The sequence below is a fragment of the Streptomyces sp. NPDC026206 genome (assembly GCF_040638465.1).
Taxonomy (GTDB): domain Bacteria; phylum Actinomycetota; class Actinomycetes; order Streptomycetales; family Streptomycetaceae; genus Streptomyces.
Genome location: NZ_JBEZYL010000001.1, coordinates 608,052 through 623,288 on the forward strand (window position 1 = coordinate 608,052; position 15,237 = coordinate 623,288).

At 75.0% G+C, this 15,237-nt stretch carries 12 protein-coding genes; 9 read left to right on the forward strand and 3 right to left on the reverse strand.

The features are described from left to right. Positions 1 to 382 precede the first annotated feature (382 nt). The 3 genes from AB0F13_RS02870 to AB0F13_RS02880 all read left to right on the forward strand — a co-directional run bounded on the left by AB0F13_RS02870 (position 383) and on the right by AB0F13_RS02880 (position 4,372). Positions 383 to 1,597: an NADP-dependent malic enzyme gene (locus AB0F13_RS02870; RefSeq protein ID WP_362074016.1), complete on the forward strand. Its 1,215-nt coding sequence runs from the start codon at positions 383 to 385 to the stop codon at positions 1,595 to 1,597. Between the two features lie 398 nt (positions 1,598 to 1,995). Further along, positions 1,996 to 2,958 (forward strand): zinc-binding dehydrogenase, encoded by a 963-nt coding sequence (locus tag AB0F13_RS02875; RefSeq protein ID WP_362074019.1) that lies wholly within the window; start codon positions 1,996 to 1,998, stop codon positions 2,956 to 2,958. Positions 2,959 to 2,965: 7 nt separating this feature from the next. Then, a complete protein-coding gene (locus tag AB0F13_RS02880; protein ID WP_362074022.1) occupies positions 2,966 to 4,372 on the forward strand; it encodes a cellulase family glycosylhydrolase in 1,407 nt (468 codons plus the stop codon). Positions 4,373 to 4,558: 186 nt separating this feature from the next. Here AB0F13_RS02880 and AB0F13_RS02885 read toward each other — a convergent pair whose 3' ends face one another. Together AB0F13_RS02885 and AB0F13_RS02890 are read right to left on the reverse strand one after the other, a co-directional pair. Next, positions 4,559 to 5,473, reverse strand: a complete 915-nt coding sequence (locus AB0F13_RS02885) for a helix-turn-helix transcriptional regulator (RefSeq protein ID WP_362074025.1) — start codon at positions 5,471 to 5,473, stop codon at positions 4,559 to 4,561. Further along, positions 5,473 to 6,333, reverse strand: a complete 861-nt coding sequence (locus tag AB0F13_RS02890) for a DUF4097 family beta strand repeat-containing protein (protein ID WP_362074028.1) — start codon at positions 6,331 to 6,333, stop codon at positions 5,473 to 5,475. Before AB0F13_RS02890 ends, AB0F13_RS02885 begins: the two co-directional genes overlap by 1 nt. Before the next feature lie 113 nt (positions 6,334 to 6,446). Between AB0F13_RS02890 and AB0F13_RS02895 the strand changes: the two genes are divergently transcribed. After that, positions 6,447 to 7,280, forward strand: a complete 834-nt coding sequence (locus tag AB0F13_RS02895) for a hypothetical protein (RefSeq protein ID WP_362074031.1) — start codon at positions 6,447 to 6,449, stop codon at positions 7,278 to 7,280. A 121-nt stretch (positions 7,281 to 7,401) separates the two neighbouring features. Here AB0F13_RS02895 and AB0F13_RS02900 read toward each other — a convergent pair whose 3' ends face one another. Next, the gene (locus tag AB0F13_RS02900) at positions 7,402 to 7,581 is read right to left on the reverse strand and encodes a DUF6104 family protein (RefSeq protein WP_004937694.1); all 180 of its coding nucleotides are present in this window, start codon (positions 7,579 to 7,581) and stop codon (positions 7,402 to 7,404) included. A 147-nt stretch (positions 7,582 to 7,728) separates the two neighbouring features. Between AB0F13_RS02900 and AB0F13_RS02905 the strand changes: the two genes are divergently transcribed. The 5 genes from AB0F13_RS02905 to AB0F13_RS02925 all read left to right on the forward strand — a co-directional run bounded on the left by AB0F13_RS02905 (position 7,729) and on the right by AB0F13_RS02925 (position 15,237). Next, entirely contained in the window at positions 7,729 to 8,409 is a 681-nt protein-coding gene (locus AB0F13_RS02905; protein WP_362074034.1) for a CU044_2847 family protein, read from the forward strand. After that, positions 8,406 to 10,586: a trypsin-like peptidase domain-containing protein gene (locus AB0F13_RS02910; RefSeq protein ID WP_362074037.1), complete on the forward strand. Its 2,181-nt coding sequence runs from the start codon at positions 8,406 to 8,408 to the stop codon at positions 10,584 to 10,586. Before AB0F13_RS02905 ends, AB0F13_RS02910 begins: the two co-directional genes overlap by 4 nt. Before the next feature lie 157 nt (positions 10,587 to 10,743). Continuing rightward, positions 10,744 to 11,763 (forward strand): MoxR family ATPase, encoded by a 1,020-nt coding sequence (locus AB0F13_RS02915; RefSeq protein ID WP_362074040.1) that lies wholly within the window; start codon positions 10,744 to 10,746, stop codon positions 11,761 to 11,763. Between the two features lie 6 nt (positions 11,764 to 11,769). Next, positions 11,770 to 14,925 (forward strand): SAV_2336 N-terminal domain-related protein, encoded by a 3,156-nt coding sequence (locus AB0F13_RS02920; RefSeq protein ID WP_362074043.1) that lies wholly within the window; start codon positions 11,770 to 11,772, stop codon positions 14,923 to 14,925. A gap of 108 nt (positions 14,926 to 15,033) precedes the next feature. Beyond that, positions 15,034 to 15,237 (forward strand): hypothetical protein, encoded by a 204-nt coding sequence (locus tag AB0F13_RS02925; RefSeq protein ID WP_362074046.1) that lies wholly within the window; start codon positions 15,034 to 15,036, stop codon positions 15,235 to 15,237.

Here is a 15,237-nt window from a genome sequence, read left to right on the forward strand (position 1 = left end):
ACAGGCCGGTTCATGCCCTTTCGTATGCGGTGTCTCTTCTGGGCATCTTCTGATGGCGAGATCCATGTCACGCTCGCGCCGTCTCAGTCCGTGGACGCCGCGGTGCATCCGTCACCAGTTGACACGTTCCGGACGGGCCCGGGGGTGGCGGTCGCGCCGCATCGAGCCGGAACTCACTCGTCGGCCCTGGCGCTCATTTGATAGAAATGCCAGCTACACCCCTCATCCGGGGCTCAGGGCGCGTGTGTGCGGCGCGCCCGGTGTCCGTACTCCCCCCGTGGCGGCCATCCGCCCTCCGGGTCACGGACACGGTGCCCGACCCGTTCCCACACCTCAGGGGCGGTTACCCTCGACAGGAATTTTTCGACAAAGGGGTCAAAAAGTGGCAGCGGAGATCGTGAACCCTCGCAGCGACAGTGGTGCGGACGACGGAGCTCAGGGAGAGTTCTTCGATCCGGCCTTCGCGTTGCACCGGGGCGGCAAGATGGAGATCCGGGCGACGGTGCCCGTGCGCGACAGGGACGACCTGTCCCTCGCCTACACGCCGGGTGTCGCCAAGGTGTGCAGCGCCATCGCCGAGCAGCCCGGGCTGGTCCACGACTACACCTGGAAGTCCCAGGTCGTGGCCGTGGTGACGGACGGCAGCGCCGTGCTCGGCCTGGGGGACATCGGTCCGGAGGCATCCCTGCCCGTGATGGAGGGCAAGGCGATCCTCTTCAAGCAGTTCGGCGGCGTGGACGCCGTGCCGATCGCGCTGGACTGCCGCGAGGTCGACGAGATCGTCGAGACGGTCGTGCGCCTCGCGCCGTCCTTCGGCGGCATCAACCTGGAGGACATCTCCGCCCCCCGCTGCTTCGAGGTCGAGCGCAAGCTGCAGGAGCGCCTGGACATCCCCGTCTTCCACGACGACCAGCACGGCACCGCCGTCGTCACGCTCGCCGCGCTGCGCAACGCCGCCCGCCTCACTTCCCGCACGCTCGGCGAACTGCGTGCCGTGATCTCGGGCGCGGGCGCGGCCGGTGTCGCCATCGCCAGGATCCTGGTGGAGGCGGGCATCGGTGACGTGGCGGTCTGCGACCGCAAGGGCATCGTCTCGCCCGACCGCGAGGACCTCACCGACGTCAAGCGCGATCTCGCCGGTTTCACCAATAAGGCTGGTCTGTCCGGTCCCCTGGAGACCGCTCTGGACGGTGCGGACGTGTTCATCGGCGTCTCCGGCGGAACGGTGCCCGAGCCGGCGGTCGCCAAGATGGCGAAGAACGCGCTGATCTTCGCCATGGCCAACCCGACCCCGGAGATCCACCCGGACGTCGCCCACAAGTACGCGGCCGTCGTCGCTACCGGCCGCAGCGACTACCCGAACCAGATCAACAACGTCCTGGCCTTCCCCGGCATCTTCGCCGGCGCCCTGCAGGTGCGCGCCTCGCGCATCACCGAGGGCATGAAGCTCGCGGCCGCCGAGGCGCTGGCCGCGGTGGTGGCGGACGAGCTGAGCGCCGAGTGCGTGATCCCCTCGCCGTTCGACGAGCGGGTCGCCCCGGCGGTGACCGCGGCCGTGGCGGCGGCGGCGCGCGCCGAGGGCGTCGCGCGGCGCTAGCGCGGAGGTAGGTGCGGGGCCGGTCCGGACTTCGGCAGTCCGGGCCGGCCCCTCCGTATGCGGCCGACGCACGGAGGCGTTGTGTCCGTACGGCGGCCGGCGGGCATGAAGGCGTCGTGCCCGTACGGCGCCCGGCGCACGGAGGCGTTGTGTCCGTACGGCGGCCGGCGGGCATGAAGGCGTCGGGCGCACCTTGTCCTGCGCACCTTGCCGGGATCGCCCGGCACGAGGCTGTCCGCCGGGGCGCTGACGATCACGACGCGGCCGGTGGCGTCAAGAGGACGAAACGGCGCTGCGCGCCGGATACGGCAGTTGTGGGAGAGGGCACTGGACGGACGCGGCGCGTGTCACACCCGCATGCGGTTCCCTCGCCCGCCCCCCGGGGCTAGGTTCGGCTCATGTTCGCCGCCTACGCCGCACGCATCGACCGTGACCAGCCGCTGAACGGCCTCCAGTTGGGGGAGCGCCCCGAGCCCGGGGCGCGGCCCGGCTGGACGATCGTCGACGTCAAGGCCGCCTCCCTCAACCACCACGACCTGTGGACGCTGCGCGGCGTGGGGATCAGCGAGAAGGCCCTGCCGATGATCCTCGGCTGCGACGCCGCCGGCGTCGACGAGGACGGCAACGAGGTCGTCATCCACTCCGTCATCGGCCAGACCGGCCACGGCGTGGGCCCCGACGAGCCCCGCTCGATCCTCACCGAGCGCTACCAGGGCACGTTCGCCGAGCGCGTCGCCGTCCCCGCCTGGAACGTGCTGCCCAAGCCGAAGGAGCTCTCCTTCGAGGAGGCGGCCTGCCTGCCCACCGCCTGGCTGACCGCGTACCGCATGCTCTTCACCAACGCGAACGTGCGTCCCGGCCAGAGCGTCCTCGTCCAGGGCGCCGGCGGCGGGGTGGCCACCGCGGCCATCGTCCTGGGCGCGGCGGCGGGCCTGCGGATCTTCGCGACCAGCCGTGACGAGGCCAAGCGCAAACGCGCGGTCGAGCTGGGCGCGGAAGCGGCGTTCGAACCGGGTGCACGTCTCCCGCATCGCGTGGACGCCGTGATCGAGACCGTCGGCGCGGCAACCTGGTCCCATTCGGTGAAGTCCCTCAAGCCGGGCGGCACGCTGGTCATCTCCGGCGCGACCAGTGGCGACAGCCCGCCGGCCGCCGAGCTGACCCGCATCTTCTTCCTGGAGCTCAAGGTCGTCGGCTCGACGATGGGGACCAAGGAGGAGCTGGCCGATCTCCTCAGCCTCTGCGCGACCAAGGGCGTACGCCCGCTGATCGACTCCGTCCTGCCCCTGGACCGCGCCCGCGAAGGCTTCGAAAAAATGTCCACCGGCGATCTGTTCGGGAAAGTGGTCCTGACGGTATGAACGACGGATGCCGAAGAGACGCTTGCGCAAGGCGGCGTTCCTCGCCGTAACCGCTGTCCTGGCACTTCTCGCACCCACGGCCGAGGCCCGTACGGACCCCGGCATCCCCCGCCTGACGGATGGGACCGGCCGCGCCCTCACCCTGCGCGGCTGGAACCTCGCGGACAAGGACCACCGGGGCGACCGCGCCCTGGAGGACATCACCGAGCGCTCCCTGCGCGACATGGCGGCCCACGGCTTCAACTTCGCCCGCCTGGCCGTCTTCTGGGACGACCTGGAGCCGCGGCGCGGCCACTACAGCGAGCGCTATCTGCGCAAGATCGAACGAGTCCTCGACTGGGCCAGGCGCTACCGCGTCCAGGTCGTCATCGACGCCCACCAGGACATCTACGGCCCGGCGTTCGGCGGCCACCGGGGCATTCCCGAGTGGGCCACGCGCACCGACGGGCTGCCCTACACCCCGCACCCCGACGACTGGTTCGCCGAGTACTTCGAGCCCGGAGTGCAGGCGGCGTTCGAGCACCTCTACGAGGACGCCGACCTGCGGGACGCCCAGGCCCGCATGTGGCGCGTCCTGGCCGGCCGCTTCGCGCACCACCCGGCGGTGCTCGGCTACGACCTGATCAACGAACCGATGGGCCGGCTGCGGCCGGGCGAGGACATGTTCGAGGCCGCCCGCCGCATCGAGGCCACGCAGATCACCCCGATGTACAACCGCATCGCCGACGCCATCCGCCAGGTCGACAAGCGCCACTGGCTGTTCATCGAGCCCACCCCGGCCGCCGGCGAGGGCAAGCGCACCGGCCTGGGCCGCGTGCACGACCCGAAGGTCGTCTACGCGCCGCACTTCTACAACGCCGCGATGGAGGCGGGCCGGGACTACGACCCCGCTTCCGGCTGGCTGAAGGCGTACGAGGCGGAGATCGTCCACTACCCCCGCGAGCAGCGGGTGCCGGTCGTGGTCGGCGAGTGGGGCCCGCTCAACAGCTCGCTGCCCAACATGGGGCGCTTCTACGAGGAGGCCATCGCCTCCATTGGCCGGTACGCCTCCGGCTGGGCGAGCTGGGCGTGGTGCTACGGAGGCGGCTACTGCGCGCTCGACCAGGACGGCCGCCGCTTCCAGCCGAACAAGGAGCGGACGGTGCGGCCGTACGCGGCGGCGGTTTCGGGGGCGGTGCGGTCGCAGTCGTACGTACCCGGGGAGTACCGCCTGGAGTACGTGCCGGCTGCGCGCCGCGGCGGCGGGGTGACGGAGCTGTCGCTCCCGCCGATGCCGCGCGGATGGCGGATCGCGGTGACCGGGCCCGCGCGCAGCGACGCGGCGAGCGTACCGCCGGGCCGGCGCGGCACCGTCCGTGTGCGGTCCCTGCCCGGCGGGGCCGGGGCGGTGACGGTCACCGCGGCGCCGCGGTAGGAACACGCGCCTCCGGCGCGTGACTTTCCCACCCGCCCACCCGTTACCCGGCACCGTCGGAAGCCATACGGCGGCCGCCCACCGGCCGGAGGGGCCGGGGCGGTGCGGGCCCTGGCAGGGGCGTAAAGCGTGATGTGCGGGCCAAGTGCGGGGCTTCCATGGGAAACGCCGCGTACGGCCCGTACATCATGCAGCCCCAGAAGGGTCCGTACCGCCCCGGCCCCGCCCCTCACGAAGCACCGCTCCCACCCGCTCGGCCGCATCCGTCAACAAACCTCGCACCTCGACCAGCTGATCCACCGTCACCCCATGGTCGCGGGCCGCGTCCCGCACCTCGTCCCGGAACCGGTCCAGCAGCCGGTCGAGCTCACGCACCGGCTCCTTCGCGCCGGAGCCCCCGGCCGCCTGCCCCGCCAGCGCACCGAGCTCCTTCGCCAGGGCGTTGACGCCCTCGACGATGCCCGACGGCCAGTCCCCGTGCCGCGTGTGCTCCTTGACCTGCTCCCGCACGCGCTCCTGGATGCGCAGCATCTCCTCCCGCGCGTACTCCTGTGCCTGCCAGGCCTGCCGCCGGGCGCTCTGCGCCTCCTGCCGGGCGCGGTGGCTCTCCTCCTTCGCCCGCCGCGCCTGCTCCTTCCACTCCTCCTTGGCGCGCCGCAAGTCCTCCTTCGCCCCGGCGAAGTAGTCGCCGGGGCGGTCCCCGGCGGCGTCCGTACGCGCCTGCCGCGCCGCCTCGCGCATCTCGCGCCGCAGGTCGCCGGCCGCCCCGCGGACGTCCTCGCGGATGTCCGCGGCCAGGGCGGCGACGGAGTCGCGGATCTCCAGTTCCAGTTCGGCCAGCTCCCCCTGCCGGTCGGCGAGTTCGGCGCGGCCGGCGTCGGTGATGGAGTACACCTTGCGGCCGCCCTCGGTGGCATGCGTGACCAGCCCCTCGGCCTCCAGCTTGGCCAGCCGGGGGTACACGGTGCCGGCGGAGGGGGCGTACAGCCCCTGGAAGCGCTCCTCCAGCAGGCGGATGACCTCGTAGCCGTGGCGCGGTGCCTCGGCGAGCAGCTTGAGGAGGTACAGGCGCAACCGGCCGTGGGCGAAGACGGGAGGCATCAGAGGACCTTTCGCGGAGCAGGGGCGTCGGCGGGCCCGTCCTGCGCCGGTGGCCGGCGCAGCAGTGCGACACCCCCGGAGACGGTGGTGACCTTGAGGCGCCCGCCGCCCGCGCCGAGCGTGCCGGTGATGCGCTTGGCACCCCACTGCCCGCTGATCCGCAGGTCCTCGAAGGCGCAGGAGAGCTGGCCGCTGGTGGTGTTGGCGTCCACCTCGGCGTCGACGGGGTGCGGCAGCCGGACGGCGACCTCGCCGGAGACGCTGGTGAGGCTGAGCGCGGGGCTCGCCCCGGTGGCGGACAGGTCGACGAGCATGTCGCCGCTGACGGACTCGGCCTTGACCGTGCCGCCGGTACTCTCGATGAGGGTGAGGTCGCCGGAGACGGAGTTGAAGCGCAGGTCGCCACCGAGGGACTGGGCCTCCAGCCCTCCGGAGACGGTTTCCGCGCGGACGGCGCCGGTCACGCCGACCAGCGTGGTGTCACCGCTGACCCCGCGGATGTCCGTGGCGCCGGAGATGCCGGAGACGACGGCACCGGCCCCGACGACACCGACCTCCACGCGGGTGGCCGCCGGAACGGTCAGCGTCACGGTGGCGCTGCGCTTCCACGCCTTGCGGTCGAGCCACTTCAGGAAGCCCTTCCAGGGCAGGTCCTCGTAGGCGACGTTGAGGGTGCCCTCCTTGAGGGTGACGGTGAGCGGTGGCCCCTCGATCCCGGACAGCTCCAGCCGGGCCGGGCCGCTGCCGGCGCCGACGACGTTGACGGTGCCGCCCACGACGCGCACGTTCAAAGCCGTGACCGGCTCCTCGAACGTGAGCTTCTGCGGCTCGGCGAGTGACCACTGGGACCTGCCCGGCATGTCCGGCCCTCCTCGCAAGAACGACAGCAACGCAACATATCGCGTCTCTACAAGACACGATATATCGCGGTCTGGGGAAGTCAAGTGTCAGCTGCGTGGCTTAGCGTTGACGCATGTCCGCTACTGATCGCAGCCGGGCGGCGGGGGTACTGCTGCTCTGCCGGGCCGAGCCCGACCGTGTCCGCCCCTCCGCGCAGCTCCTGCGCGAGCCGCTGCTCCTCGCCCCGGCGGGCGAGGAGTGGAGCGTGCTGGTGCCGGGGGAGGAGGCCTGGCAGGAGGAGGACACGCACCTCGCCGCGATCACGGCCGAGTGGGCGCACGCCCTGACGGTCGCCGAGACGTGGCCGGCGGTCGGGCTGTGGTGGGACGCCGAGGGTGCGGGCTTCGTGGTCGCGTCGGGCTTCCGCCGCACGGCCGGCTACACCTGGCTCGCGGACGGCGCTCCGTTGGGCGAGGACAGTGCGCTGACGGCCCTGCGGGCCCGGCTGGGGCTCGACCCGGTGCTGGACGGGGCCGCGTTCGACCGGCTGACGCACCCCGACTCCGACGCGGACGCCCCCGCCAGGGTGCTGGGCCTCGTCGCGCTCCTGGCCCGCGCCGGCCTGCACCTGCCACCGGGCCTGGCCCCCGGATCGGGTGCGGACGCGCTCCGGACGGCGGCGGCCGCGGCGCCGGGGGCGGAGCCGGTGGAGTGGCCCGGCTGGCGGGAGGCGGTACGGACCGGGCTCGACGCGTCGGAGCACGGGCCCCTGGGGGAGTGGATACGCGGTCCGAGGGCACGGGCGCTGGGTGCGGCGGAGCTGGCGGCGGGCCTGTCGCTCCTGGTCTACGCGCGACGCGGCCGGGGCTCCCGCGGTTGGGCGGCGGCCGGAACGGCGCTGCTCGTGGACGGCGCGCTGATGATCGCCTACGACGCGTGGCACTCACGCGGCAGTTCGAACGGTTAGCAGTTCCCCGGCCCGGCCCGGCCCGGCCCGGCCCGGCCCCGCCCCTCCCCGAACCGGGGCTCCGCCCCGGCCCCCGAGGGCGGGACGCTACGCGCTCCGGGTCCGCCGGTGCGGCGGAAGCCTACTCGTCGTCCTCGTCGTCGAGCCGGGCCAGCCAGGTCGCCAGGCGCTCGACCGGGACCTCGAAGTCGGGGTTGAGGTCCACGAAGGTGCGCAGCTGCTCGGCCACCCAGCCGAGGGTGACCTCCTCCTCGCCCCGCCGGTTCTCCAGCTCCTCGATGCCGCGGTCGGTGAAGTACAACGTGTTCTCCGTCGGTGATGGTCAGGGGTGGGCGGACAGTCCCGAACAGGATAGGCGGCGCGCCCCCGCCGGCCTTGGCCAGGACCTCTCGCGCCGCTCCGGCCAGAGGACTAGCCTGCTCCATCATCTGCGTAACGGGGGTGGCGCGTGGCTGACGGCATCACGCAGGTCCGGCTCGACGACGGCACGGTCGTCTGGGCGCGGGTCACGGAAGCGCAGGAACTGCGGGCCGGGTTACCGAAGGGCGCGTACGAGGACTCGAGCGCTGCCCGGCGCGTGGCCGGCATGGCGGGGGGACTCGCCGATGTCGCACGCGGCGTGGTGGGCTCGCTCCGCATGGGGCTCGCGGCGGCGCGGCCGCACGAGGTCAAGGTGGAGTTCGGCATCGAACTCTCCGCCCAGGCCGGGCAGGTCATCAGCCTGATAGCCGACGGTAGCGGCAAGGCGTCGATCACGGTGTCGCTCACCTGGACCGAGCGCGGGGACGAGCCCGGGGCCGACCCGGGAGCCGGGCGAAGGAACGAACCCGGACCCGAGTCCGGGGCCGACCCGGGAGCCGGGCGTAGGAACGAGCCGGGGGCAGACCTCGGGGCCGGGCGCGGGAACGGGCGCAGAGAGGAGCGCGGGGACGGGCGCGGTTCGGCCCCAGGACCCGACCCCGGACCCGAGCGCGGTTACGCCCCCGGAGCCGCCCCCGGTTACGCCCCTGGACCCGAGCCCGGTTACGCCCCCGGACCCGCGCCCGGCTACGCCCCCGGGGCCGCCCCCCGAACCGGGCGCGGTAACGAGCGCAGAGGGGAGCGCGGGGACGGGGGCGGCGCTCCTTGAGCGCCCTGGACGGAACCGTACGCCGTGCGGTCGTGCGCATCTCCGCACCCGGCGGCGGGTATGACCGCACCGGCGTCCGGTTCTGGGGCAGTGGCTTCTTCATTGCCCCCGGCTGGGTCCTGACCTGTGCCCATGTCGTGGGGAACGGGGGTGGCGACGTGCTCGGCGGAGCAACGGCCATCGACGTCACCGACGCGTGGGACCGCACCACCGAAGGCCGGGTGGCGCTCGCCGTGCCGTTCCCGGACGACCCCGACGTCCCGCCCCGGCCCTGGGGCCTGCCCGACCTGGCGCTGGTGGAGGTGGCGGACGCCGACGACGCCGAGTGCCTGTGGCTCAGCGACCGTTCGGCGATCGTGCCCGCCCCGGTCAGCCTGCACGGCTGGTCCGAGGAGACCGGCGAACTCGCCCTGCGCTTCGGCCTGGGCACCGCCAGCGGCGGGGACGGCAGGGACGGCGCCGCGATGCTGCTGCGCGGCGAGATCCCGGTCGCCGGCTGCTCGGGCGGGCCCGTCGTGGACACGGGCCGGGGCGCGGTCATCGGCGTCGGCAAGGGGCGCGGCAGGGACACCGCCGGCCTGGCCGTACCGATCACCGCACTGCGCCGCATCGCCAACGAGCGCTCCGGCCGCGACCGGCTGCACTCGGTCATCCGCGCCCACGACCGCCACCACCTGCGCCGCTACCGCACGGTGGGCACCGGCGGCAGCTGGACGGGCCTGCAGCAGGCGCTGCGCCCGGCGCCGGCGGACGGCTTCACGCCCGTGCTGCGCACCCACCTCTTCGCCCGGCTCGCCGAGCTGACGCCGCCCGCGACCCCCGGCGAGGTGATGCTGCTGGTCGAGGCGGCCAAGCGCCGGGTGATCCAGGACCCGTACCAGCCGGGTGTCGAGCACGACCCGCGGACGTGGCGGGAGGGCGTGGGCCTGCTGTACGACCTGCGCGACGGCGGGGACCGGACGGGCCGGGCGAAGGACGGCGGCCCGGACCGGGACCTGGAGCTGGAGGCCGTACTGCTCTACGCGGCCCGGGTGGCCGCCGCCGTCAGCCGGCTCGGCCGGGCGGGCGACACGGCGCCGCTGCGGGAGCTGAGCACCTGGCTGGCCGGGCAGGCCGAGCCGCTGCCCGACGTCATACGCGAGGACATCCACCGGATCCTGCACGGCGGGGCCGACGACCCGGCCGGCCCCCGCGAGCCCGCCCCGCCGGGCGCGGTCGAGCTGCGCAAGCCCGAGCGCCGGGACGTCGAACCGGGCGCACCCGGCGCGGCCGAGGCGCGGGCCCGCGCCGATGTGATCGTCGAGATCGACCAGTGCCTGTACGGCGACCGCTACCCCTGGCGGGTGAAGCTGCTGCTGGAGGACGGCGTGGTCACCCCGCTGCGCGCCGACGAGGTGGGCGTGCCCAGGGCGCTGCTGAAGGAGACGCTGCGCGAGCCGGTCGCCGAGGCGCTGCTGCAGGGGGACGTCGGCGAGTACCTGGCGGCCGTGCACGTGATGCTGCCGCGCGAGCTGTTCGACGAGCCGCTGGACGCCTGGCAGCTGGCGCCGCCCGGTGCCTGCCGGGAACACCTCCCGGCGGAGGCGCAGGCAGGCATCGACCCGCACACGATGCCGCTGGGGCAGCGCCGCGTGGTGGTCGTACGGGACCGGCGCCGCCGCGACCGCCCGGCGACCCCCGAGTGGCGCCGGCGCTGGCGCGGCACGGACCGGGGCCCGCTGACCGCCGTGCCGCTGCGGCGCGAGGCGCCGGCGAAGGGGCACGACGGCCCGGGCCGCGAGAGCGGGCACCAGGCGTACGGGCGGCTGTCGGAGGCGGCCGACACCGCCGTGCCGGTGTACTGCGGCGAGGTCGCGGCGGGCGCGGGCGCGACGGCCATGGACGCGGCGCTCGCCGCCGGGCACGCGGTGGTGATCTGGCGCAGATGCGCCACGGGCCATGCGGATTGCGCCGAATTCCACCGGCAGGTGTCCCGGCTCGTGGACGAGGCGAAGACCGCCGAGGGACTCCACCGGCTCATCCGCAGCCTCCGTATCCGCTGCGCCGACCCCGCCGACTCCGACCCCGAAGCGCTGTGGGCACGGTCGATTGCCCTGCTCTTCGACTCCCCGCTCCATCCACCGCTGCCCGACACGCCGTTGTACGCCCCCGGCGCCCGCCCGGACGGCATGCCATGACGGCACGTCAAGTACGTGCCAGGGGAGTGCTGCGGGGGTCGGCAGGGCACCGGCCCTGCCGGTACCTTCGAGCGGGGGCCGTCGGACGGTGCGGCGGGCACACGGGGCCCCGGGCACAGCAGGCCTTGGGGGCATCACCAGTCACGAGGAGCCCAGTGTGAACGATTGGCGCATCTACCGGGGAGCCGGCCTGCCGCACGACGGAGTACGCCGCCTGCCGCCGCCCCCGCCCTGGCGGGACTTCGCGTCCTCGGGCCCCGACGCCGGCGCGGGCACCGACCCGAGCGCCGCCCGCAGACTCGGGGTGCTGCGCCGGCTGGTGGAGAACCACCACCCGCGCCCCGAGGAGGTGGAGGCGGTCAACGCCGCCCTCTATCTGCGCCGCCCGCTCCTGGTCACCGGGAACCCCGGCACCGGCAAGTCGACGCTCGCCCACGCCGTCGCCCACGAGCTGGGCCTGGGCCGGGTGCTGCGCTGGCCCATCGTCAGCCGCTCCACCCTGCACGACGGCCTCTACCACTACGACGCGATAGCCCGCCTGCAGGACGTCCAGCTGGAGCGCGCGGGCGGCGGCAGCGGCACGGGCGAGGTCCGGCAGCGGCGCTCCATCGGCTCGTACGTGCGGCTGGGGCCGCTCGGCACGGCCCTGCTGCCCGCCGCGCAGCCCCGCGTGCTGCTCGTCGACGAGCTGGACAAGGGCGACCTCGACCTGCCGAACGACCTCCTCAACGTCCTGGAGGAGGGGGAGTACCGCCTCCCGGAGCTGGAGCGGATCGCCGACCTGGAGCCGGAGGTCGACGTGCTCACCGACGACGGCGGGCGGGCCCTGATCGGCGGTGGCCGGGTGCGCTGCACCACCTTCCCGCTGATCGTGCTCACCTCCAACGGCGAACGCGACTTCCCCGCCGCCCTGTTGCGCCGCTGCATCCAGCTCAACCTCGAACCGCCGGGCGAGGAACAGCTGACCGCGATGGTCAGAGCCCACCTGGGGGACGACGCGGTGACCGACGGCGACGCGCTCATCCAGCGGTTCCTCGACCGGGAGCCCGGCGAGGTCATCGCCGCGGACCAGCTGCTCAACGCCCTCTTCCTCACCCAGCACGCGCCCCGCACCGAACGCGTCACGCGCGAGCGGCTCGCGGACATGCTCATGCAGCCCCTGGACCGTCCGAGGTGATGAGAGATGACGGCGCCCCCCGACCAACGGCTGGGGCAACTGGTCGCCCGGCTGCAGGCCGCGGAATGGGACCTGTCGGCCGAAGAGCTGGCCGACGCGCTCTGGCTGGCCCAGTGGGCCGGCCCGGGCACCGCGGCGGGGCAGGCACGGGACGGGGAGCCGCCGGCCCGTGAGCACCCCGGACCCACCGGCCGCACCACCGGCTCCACCGGCTCCGGGCACCCCGGGGACGGCGAGGGGCGCCGTCCGGGGACGCCGGACGCGCCCCGCGGCGGGACGCCCGGCGAGCCCGCGCCGGACGGCAGCGGCGGCCGCGCCGCGGTGCGGCGCGCCGAGCGCTCGGGACCGGTGTCCGTCTACGCTCCCCGCGGCGGGCCCGCGGCCCCCGCGGACGCCTTCCCGATACGCGTCCCCATGGCCTCGTCGCTGCCCGGACTGCTCGGCCTGCAGCGCGCCCTGCGCCCGCTGCGCGGCTACCGCCCGCCCGCGCGCCCCGCGCCGGGCCCCCTCGACGAGGAGGCCACCGCCGACTGCGCCGCCCGCACCGGCGTGCTGGACCCCGTCCACCGGCCGGGCGGACGGCGGGCGGCGTCCATGCAGCTGCTGATGGACACGGCCCCCTCGATGGCCGTGTGGGAGCGGATGCTGGAGGAACTGCGCCAGACCTGTGCCCAGCTGGGCGTCTTCCGTGACGTCCAGGTGCGCTACCTGCACCGGGCCGACGACGGCACGCCCCTCGTCGGCACCACCGCCTCGCCCGGGGCGCCCGGGGACCCGCGCCGCCTGCGGCCGCGCCCCGCCGACCAGTTCCGCGACCCCACCGGCCGCCGGCTCACCCTGGTGATCAGCGACTGCGTGGGTCCCCTGTGGCAGGAGGGACGTGCGCAACGCCTGCTCCACCACTGGGCGCTGACCTCGCCGCTGGCGGTCGTCCAGCCCCTGCCGCCCCGCCTGTGGCCGCGCACCGCGCTGCCCGCCGACGCCGGGCTGCTGATCCGCGACGCCGGCACCGGCGGCAGGCTGCGCTTCGAACCCGGGGGATACGGGCCGCTGCCCGGCCCCGGGGCCCTGCCGGCCCCCGTCCTGCTGCCCACCAGGGACGCGCTCGGCGCCTGGGCCCGCCTGCTGTCCGGACCGGGCCGCACCGCGGTGCGCGGCGCCGCAGGTTGGGTGCTGCCCGGCCACCCGGCCCGGCCTGTGCCCGCACCCGGCGAGCACGCCGCGCGCGGCGCCGACGACCTGCTCAGGTCCTTCCGCGCGGTGGCCTCGCCGGGCGCGCTGCGGCTCGCGGTGCACCTGGCGGCGGTGCCGCTGACCCTGCCCGTCATGCAGGTCGTACAGCGGGCGATGCTGCCCGACACCGGGCCCATGGAACTGGCCGAGGTGCTGCTGAGCGGACTGCTGTGGCGGCTGCCCGGCACGGGACCCGGGCCGGGAACCGGACAATGGTACGAATTCGCCGACGGGGTACGGGAGATGCTGCTGCAGTCCCTCGACCAGGGCGCCGCGGCCCTCGTGCTCAAGCACTGCTCGGACTACGTCGAGCGCCACTTCGGCAAGAGCGCCCGCAACTTCTCCGCCCTCGCCGCCGCCCAGCTCTCCGGCCGCCCCCCGCAGGGCGGCGCCGGACCCGGCGGGGAGCCGGACGGGCCCGTCCGCACCGAGATCTCCGGGCCGGCCGAACCGGAGCTGTTCGCCGAGGTGCCCGCCCGCGTGGTGCGCTGGTACCAGCCCGTACCCGTCGAAAGCGGCCCGGTGGGCGAGGCGGAGCGGCTGCTGCGCCTGTGGCAGGTCCAGGCCGACCCCACCCTGCTGCACGAGGCCCGCGCGCACGCCGGGCCGGCCGCCACCGCACCCCTGGTGCCGGGCGACGCCGCCGAGGGGATACGGGCCCGCCTCGTCCTCGGCGCGGTCCTGCGCGCCCTGGCCGGCACCGAGTCCGTACGCGCCGACCCCACCCGGCGGCACACGATCCTGACGGAGGCCGTCGCTCTGCTCACCGAGGCCCACGACCACACCGAGCCCGGCAGCGACCGGCACGCCGCGGCGGCCCTGGAGCTGGCCGCCGCCCACCACTCCCGCTGGCTGGCCGGCGGCGGCCGCGAAGAGCTGCTCGCCGCCGAACGGACCCTGCGCGCCCTGCCCCCCGGCGACCCGGTGCGCCACCTGCGCCTGGGCCGGGTGCTGCTCACCCTGGCCCGGTCCGGCCCGGAGTCCGTATCCCGGGCCGTCGAGGCGGCCGCCGAACTGCGCACCGCCTGCGAGCTGCTGGAGTCCGCCGACGCACCCGACGTCCAGCGCTGCGCCGCCCTCCTGGACCTCGCCCGGGCGCTGCGGCACTCCGGCGCGCCCGCCGCCGAGGCCCTGGCCGTCCTCGGCCGTGCCCGGGCGGCCGCCGCCGACGGCCTTCAGCTGCTGCACTGCCGCACCGAGCAGGCCCGCGCGCACGCGGCGGCGAGGAGCTGGCCGGAGGCGGACGACGCCTACGCGGCGGCGGTCTCCCTGGCCGGCCGCGACAGCGTCCGGCGCTGCGAACTGCTCCTGGAGTGGGGGGAGTCCCTGCTGGGCCGCGCGCGGGCGGTTCCCCCCACGAGCGAAGGACCTCCCGGCGGTGCGGGAGGCACCGACGCCCTCGCCCGGGCCGAGGCGGTGCTGCGGGAGGCGTTCGCGGTGAGCCCCGGCAGGTCGCCGCTGCGCTCGCGGACGCAACTGATGCTCGGCAGCGCCCTGGTCCTGCGGTTCGGGCGCCAGGGGTTCCCGCCCGACCTGTACGAGAGCTGCCACCTGCTGGAAGGGGCGGCCCGGCACGCCCCGGACGGCACCGTCCGCGCCGAGGCGTGGCTGGAGCTGGGCACCGCCCGGCTGGCGCTGAGCGAGAGCCCGGGCACCGTCGCGGTGGCCGACGCCGCCGCTGCCTTCGACGCCGCGGCCAAGGAGGCCGCGCGGCTCCCCCGGCCCGACGGCCCTGGTTCGGTGACCGCGGCCCGCGCCCTGCACCGCCACGGCGAGGCACTGGAGCGCATGGGCCTGCGCCGGGACGCCCTGGCCGCCTACCGTGACGCGCAGCAGCAGTGGCGCCACCTCACCGCCCGGCTGGCCCCGGTGCCCTGGGCGGAGGTCGCGGCGACCAGGGAGAGCGTGGCGCGACTGACCGGCGCATGAGCCGGATGTCCGGTCCTGATCCGAACGTGTTTCCGCCCCGCGGGCGTTGGGAAGAACCGTGCAGCCGCGGGGGGCCGCTCCCGGCGGAGCGGCAGGGAGGAGCAAGAGGTGCCTGAGCACAAGAACGCCGCTACGGCCGAACGCGACGGCTCGGCAGGGGGACCGCCCCTGCCGAACCTCACCGGCATGGGGCTGCGAGCCCTGCGCGGGACGACGGAACCGGGCCTGGTGGCCGCGGTGGAGCGTGCGCTGTCGTTCCCGGCGGAGTTCGGGGAGACCTGGTACTCCGACAGTACGGACGCCGGCCCGTGA

Excerpts from the sequence above, each read along its gene's own strand:
- AB0F13_RS02875 (WP_362074019.1), top strand. The coding sequence starts at position 1,996 with ATGTTCGCCGCCTACGCCGCACGCATCGACCGTGACCAGCCGCTGAAC.
- AB0F13_RS02880 (WP_362074022.1), top strand. The coding sequence starts at position 2,966 with ATGCCGAAGAGACGCTTGCGCAAGGCGGCGTTCCTCGCCGTAACCGCT.
- AB0F13_RS02885 (WP_362074025.1), bottom strand. The coding sequence starts at position 5,473 with ATGCCTCCCGTCTTCGCCCACGGCCGGTTGCGCCTGTACCTCCTCAAG.
- AB0F13_RS02890 (WP_362074028.1), bottom strand. The coding sequence starts at position 6,333 with ATGCCGGGCAGGTCCCAGTGGTCACTCGCCGAGCCGCAGAAGCTCACG.
- AB0F13_RS02895 (WP_362074031.1), top strand. The coding sequence starts at position 6,447 with ATGTCCGCTACTGATCGCAGCCGGGCGGCGGGGGTACTGCTGCTCTGC.
- AB0F13_RS02920 (WP_362074043.1), top strand. The coding sequence starts at position 11,770 with ATGACGGCGCCCCCCGACCAACGGCTGGGGCAACTGGTCGCCCGGCTG.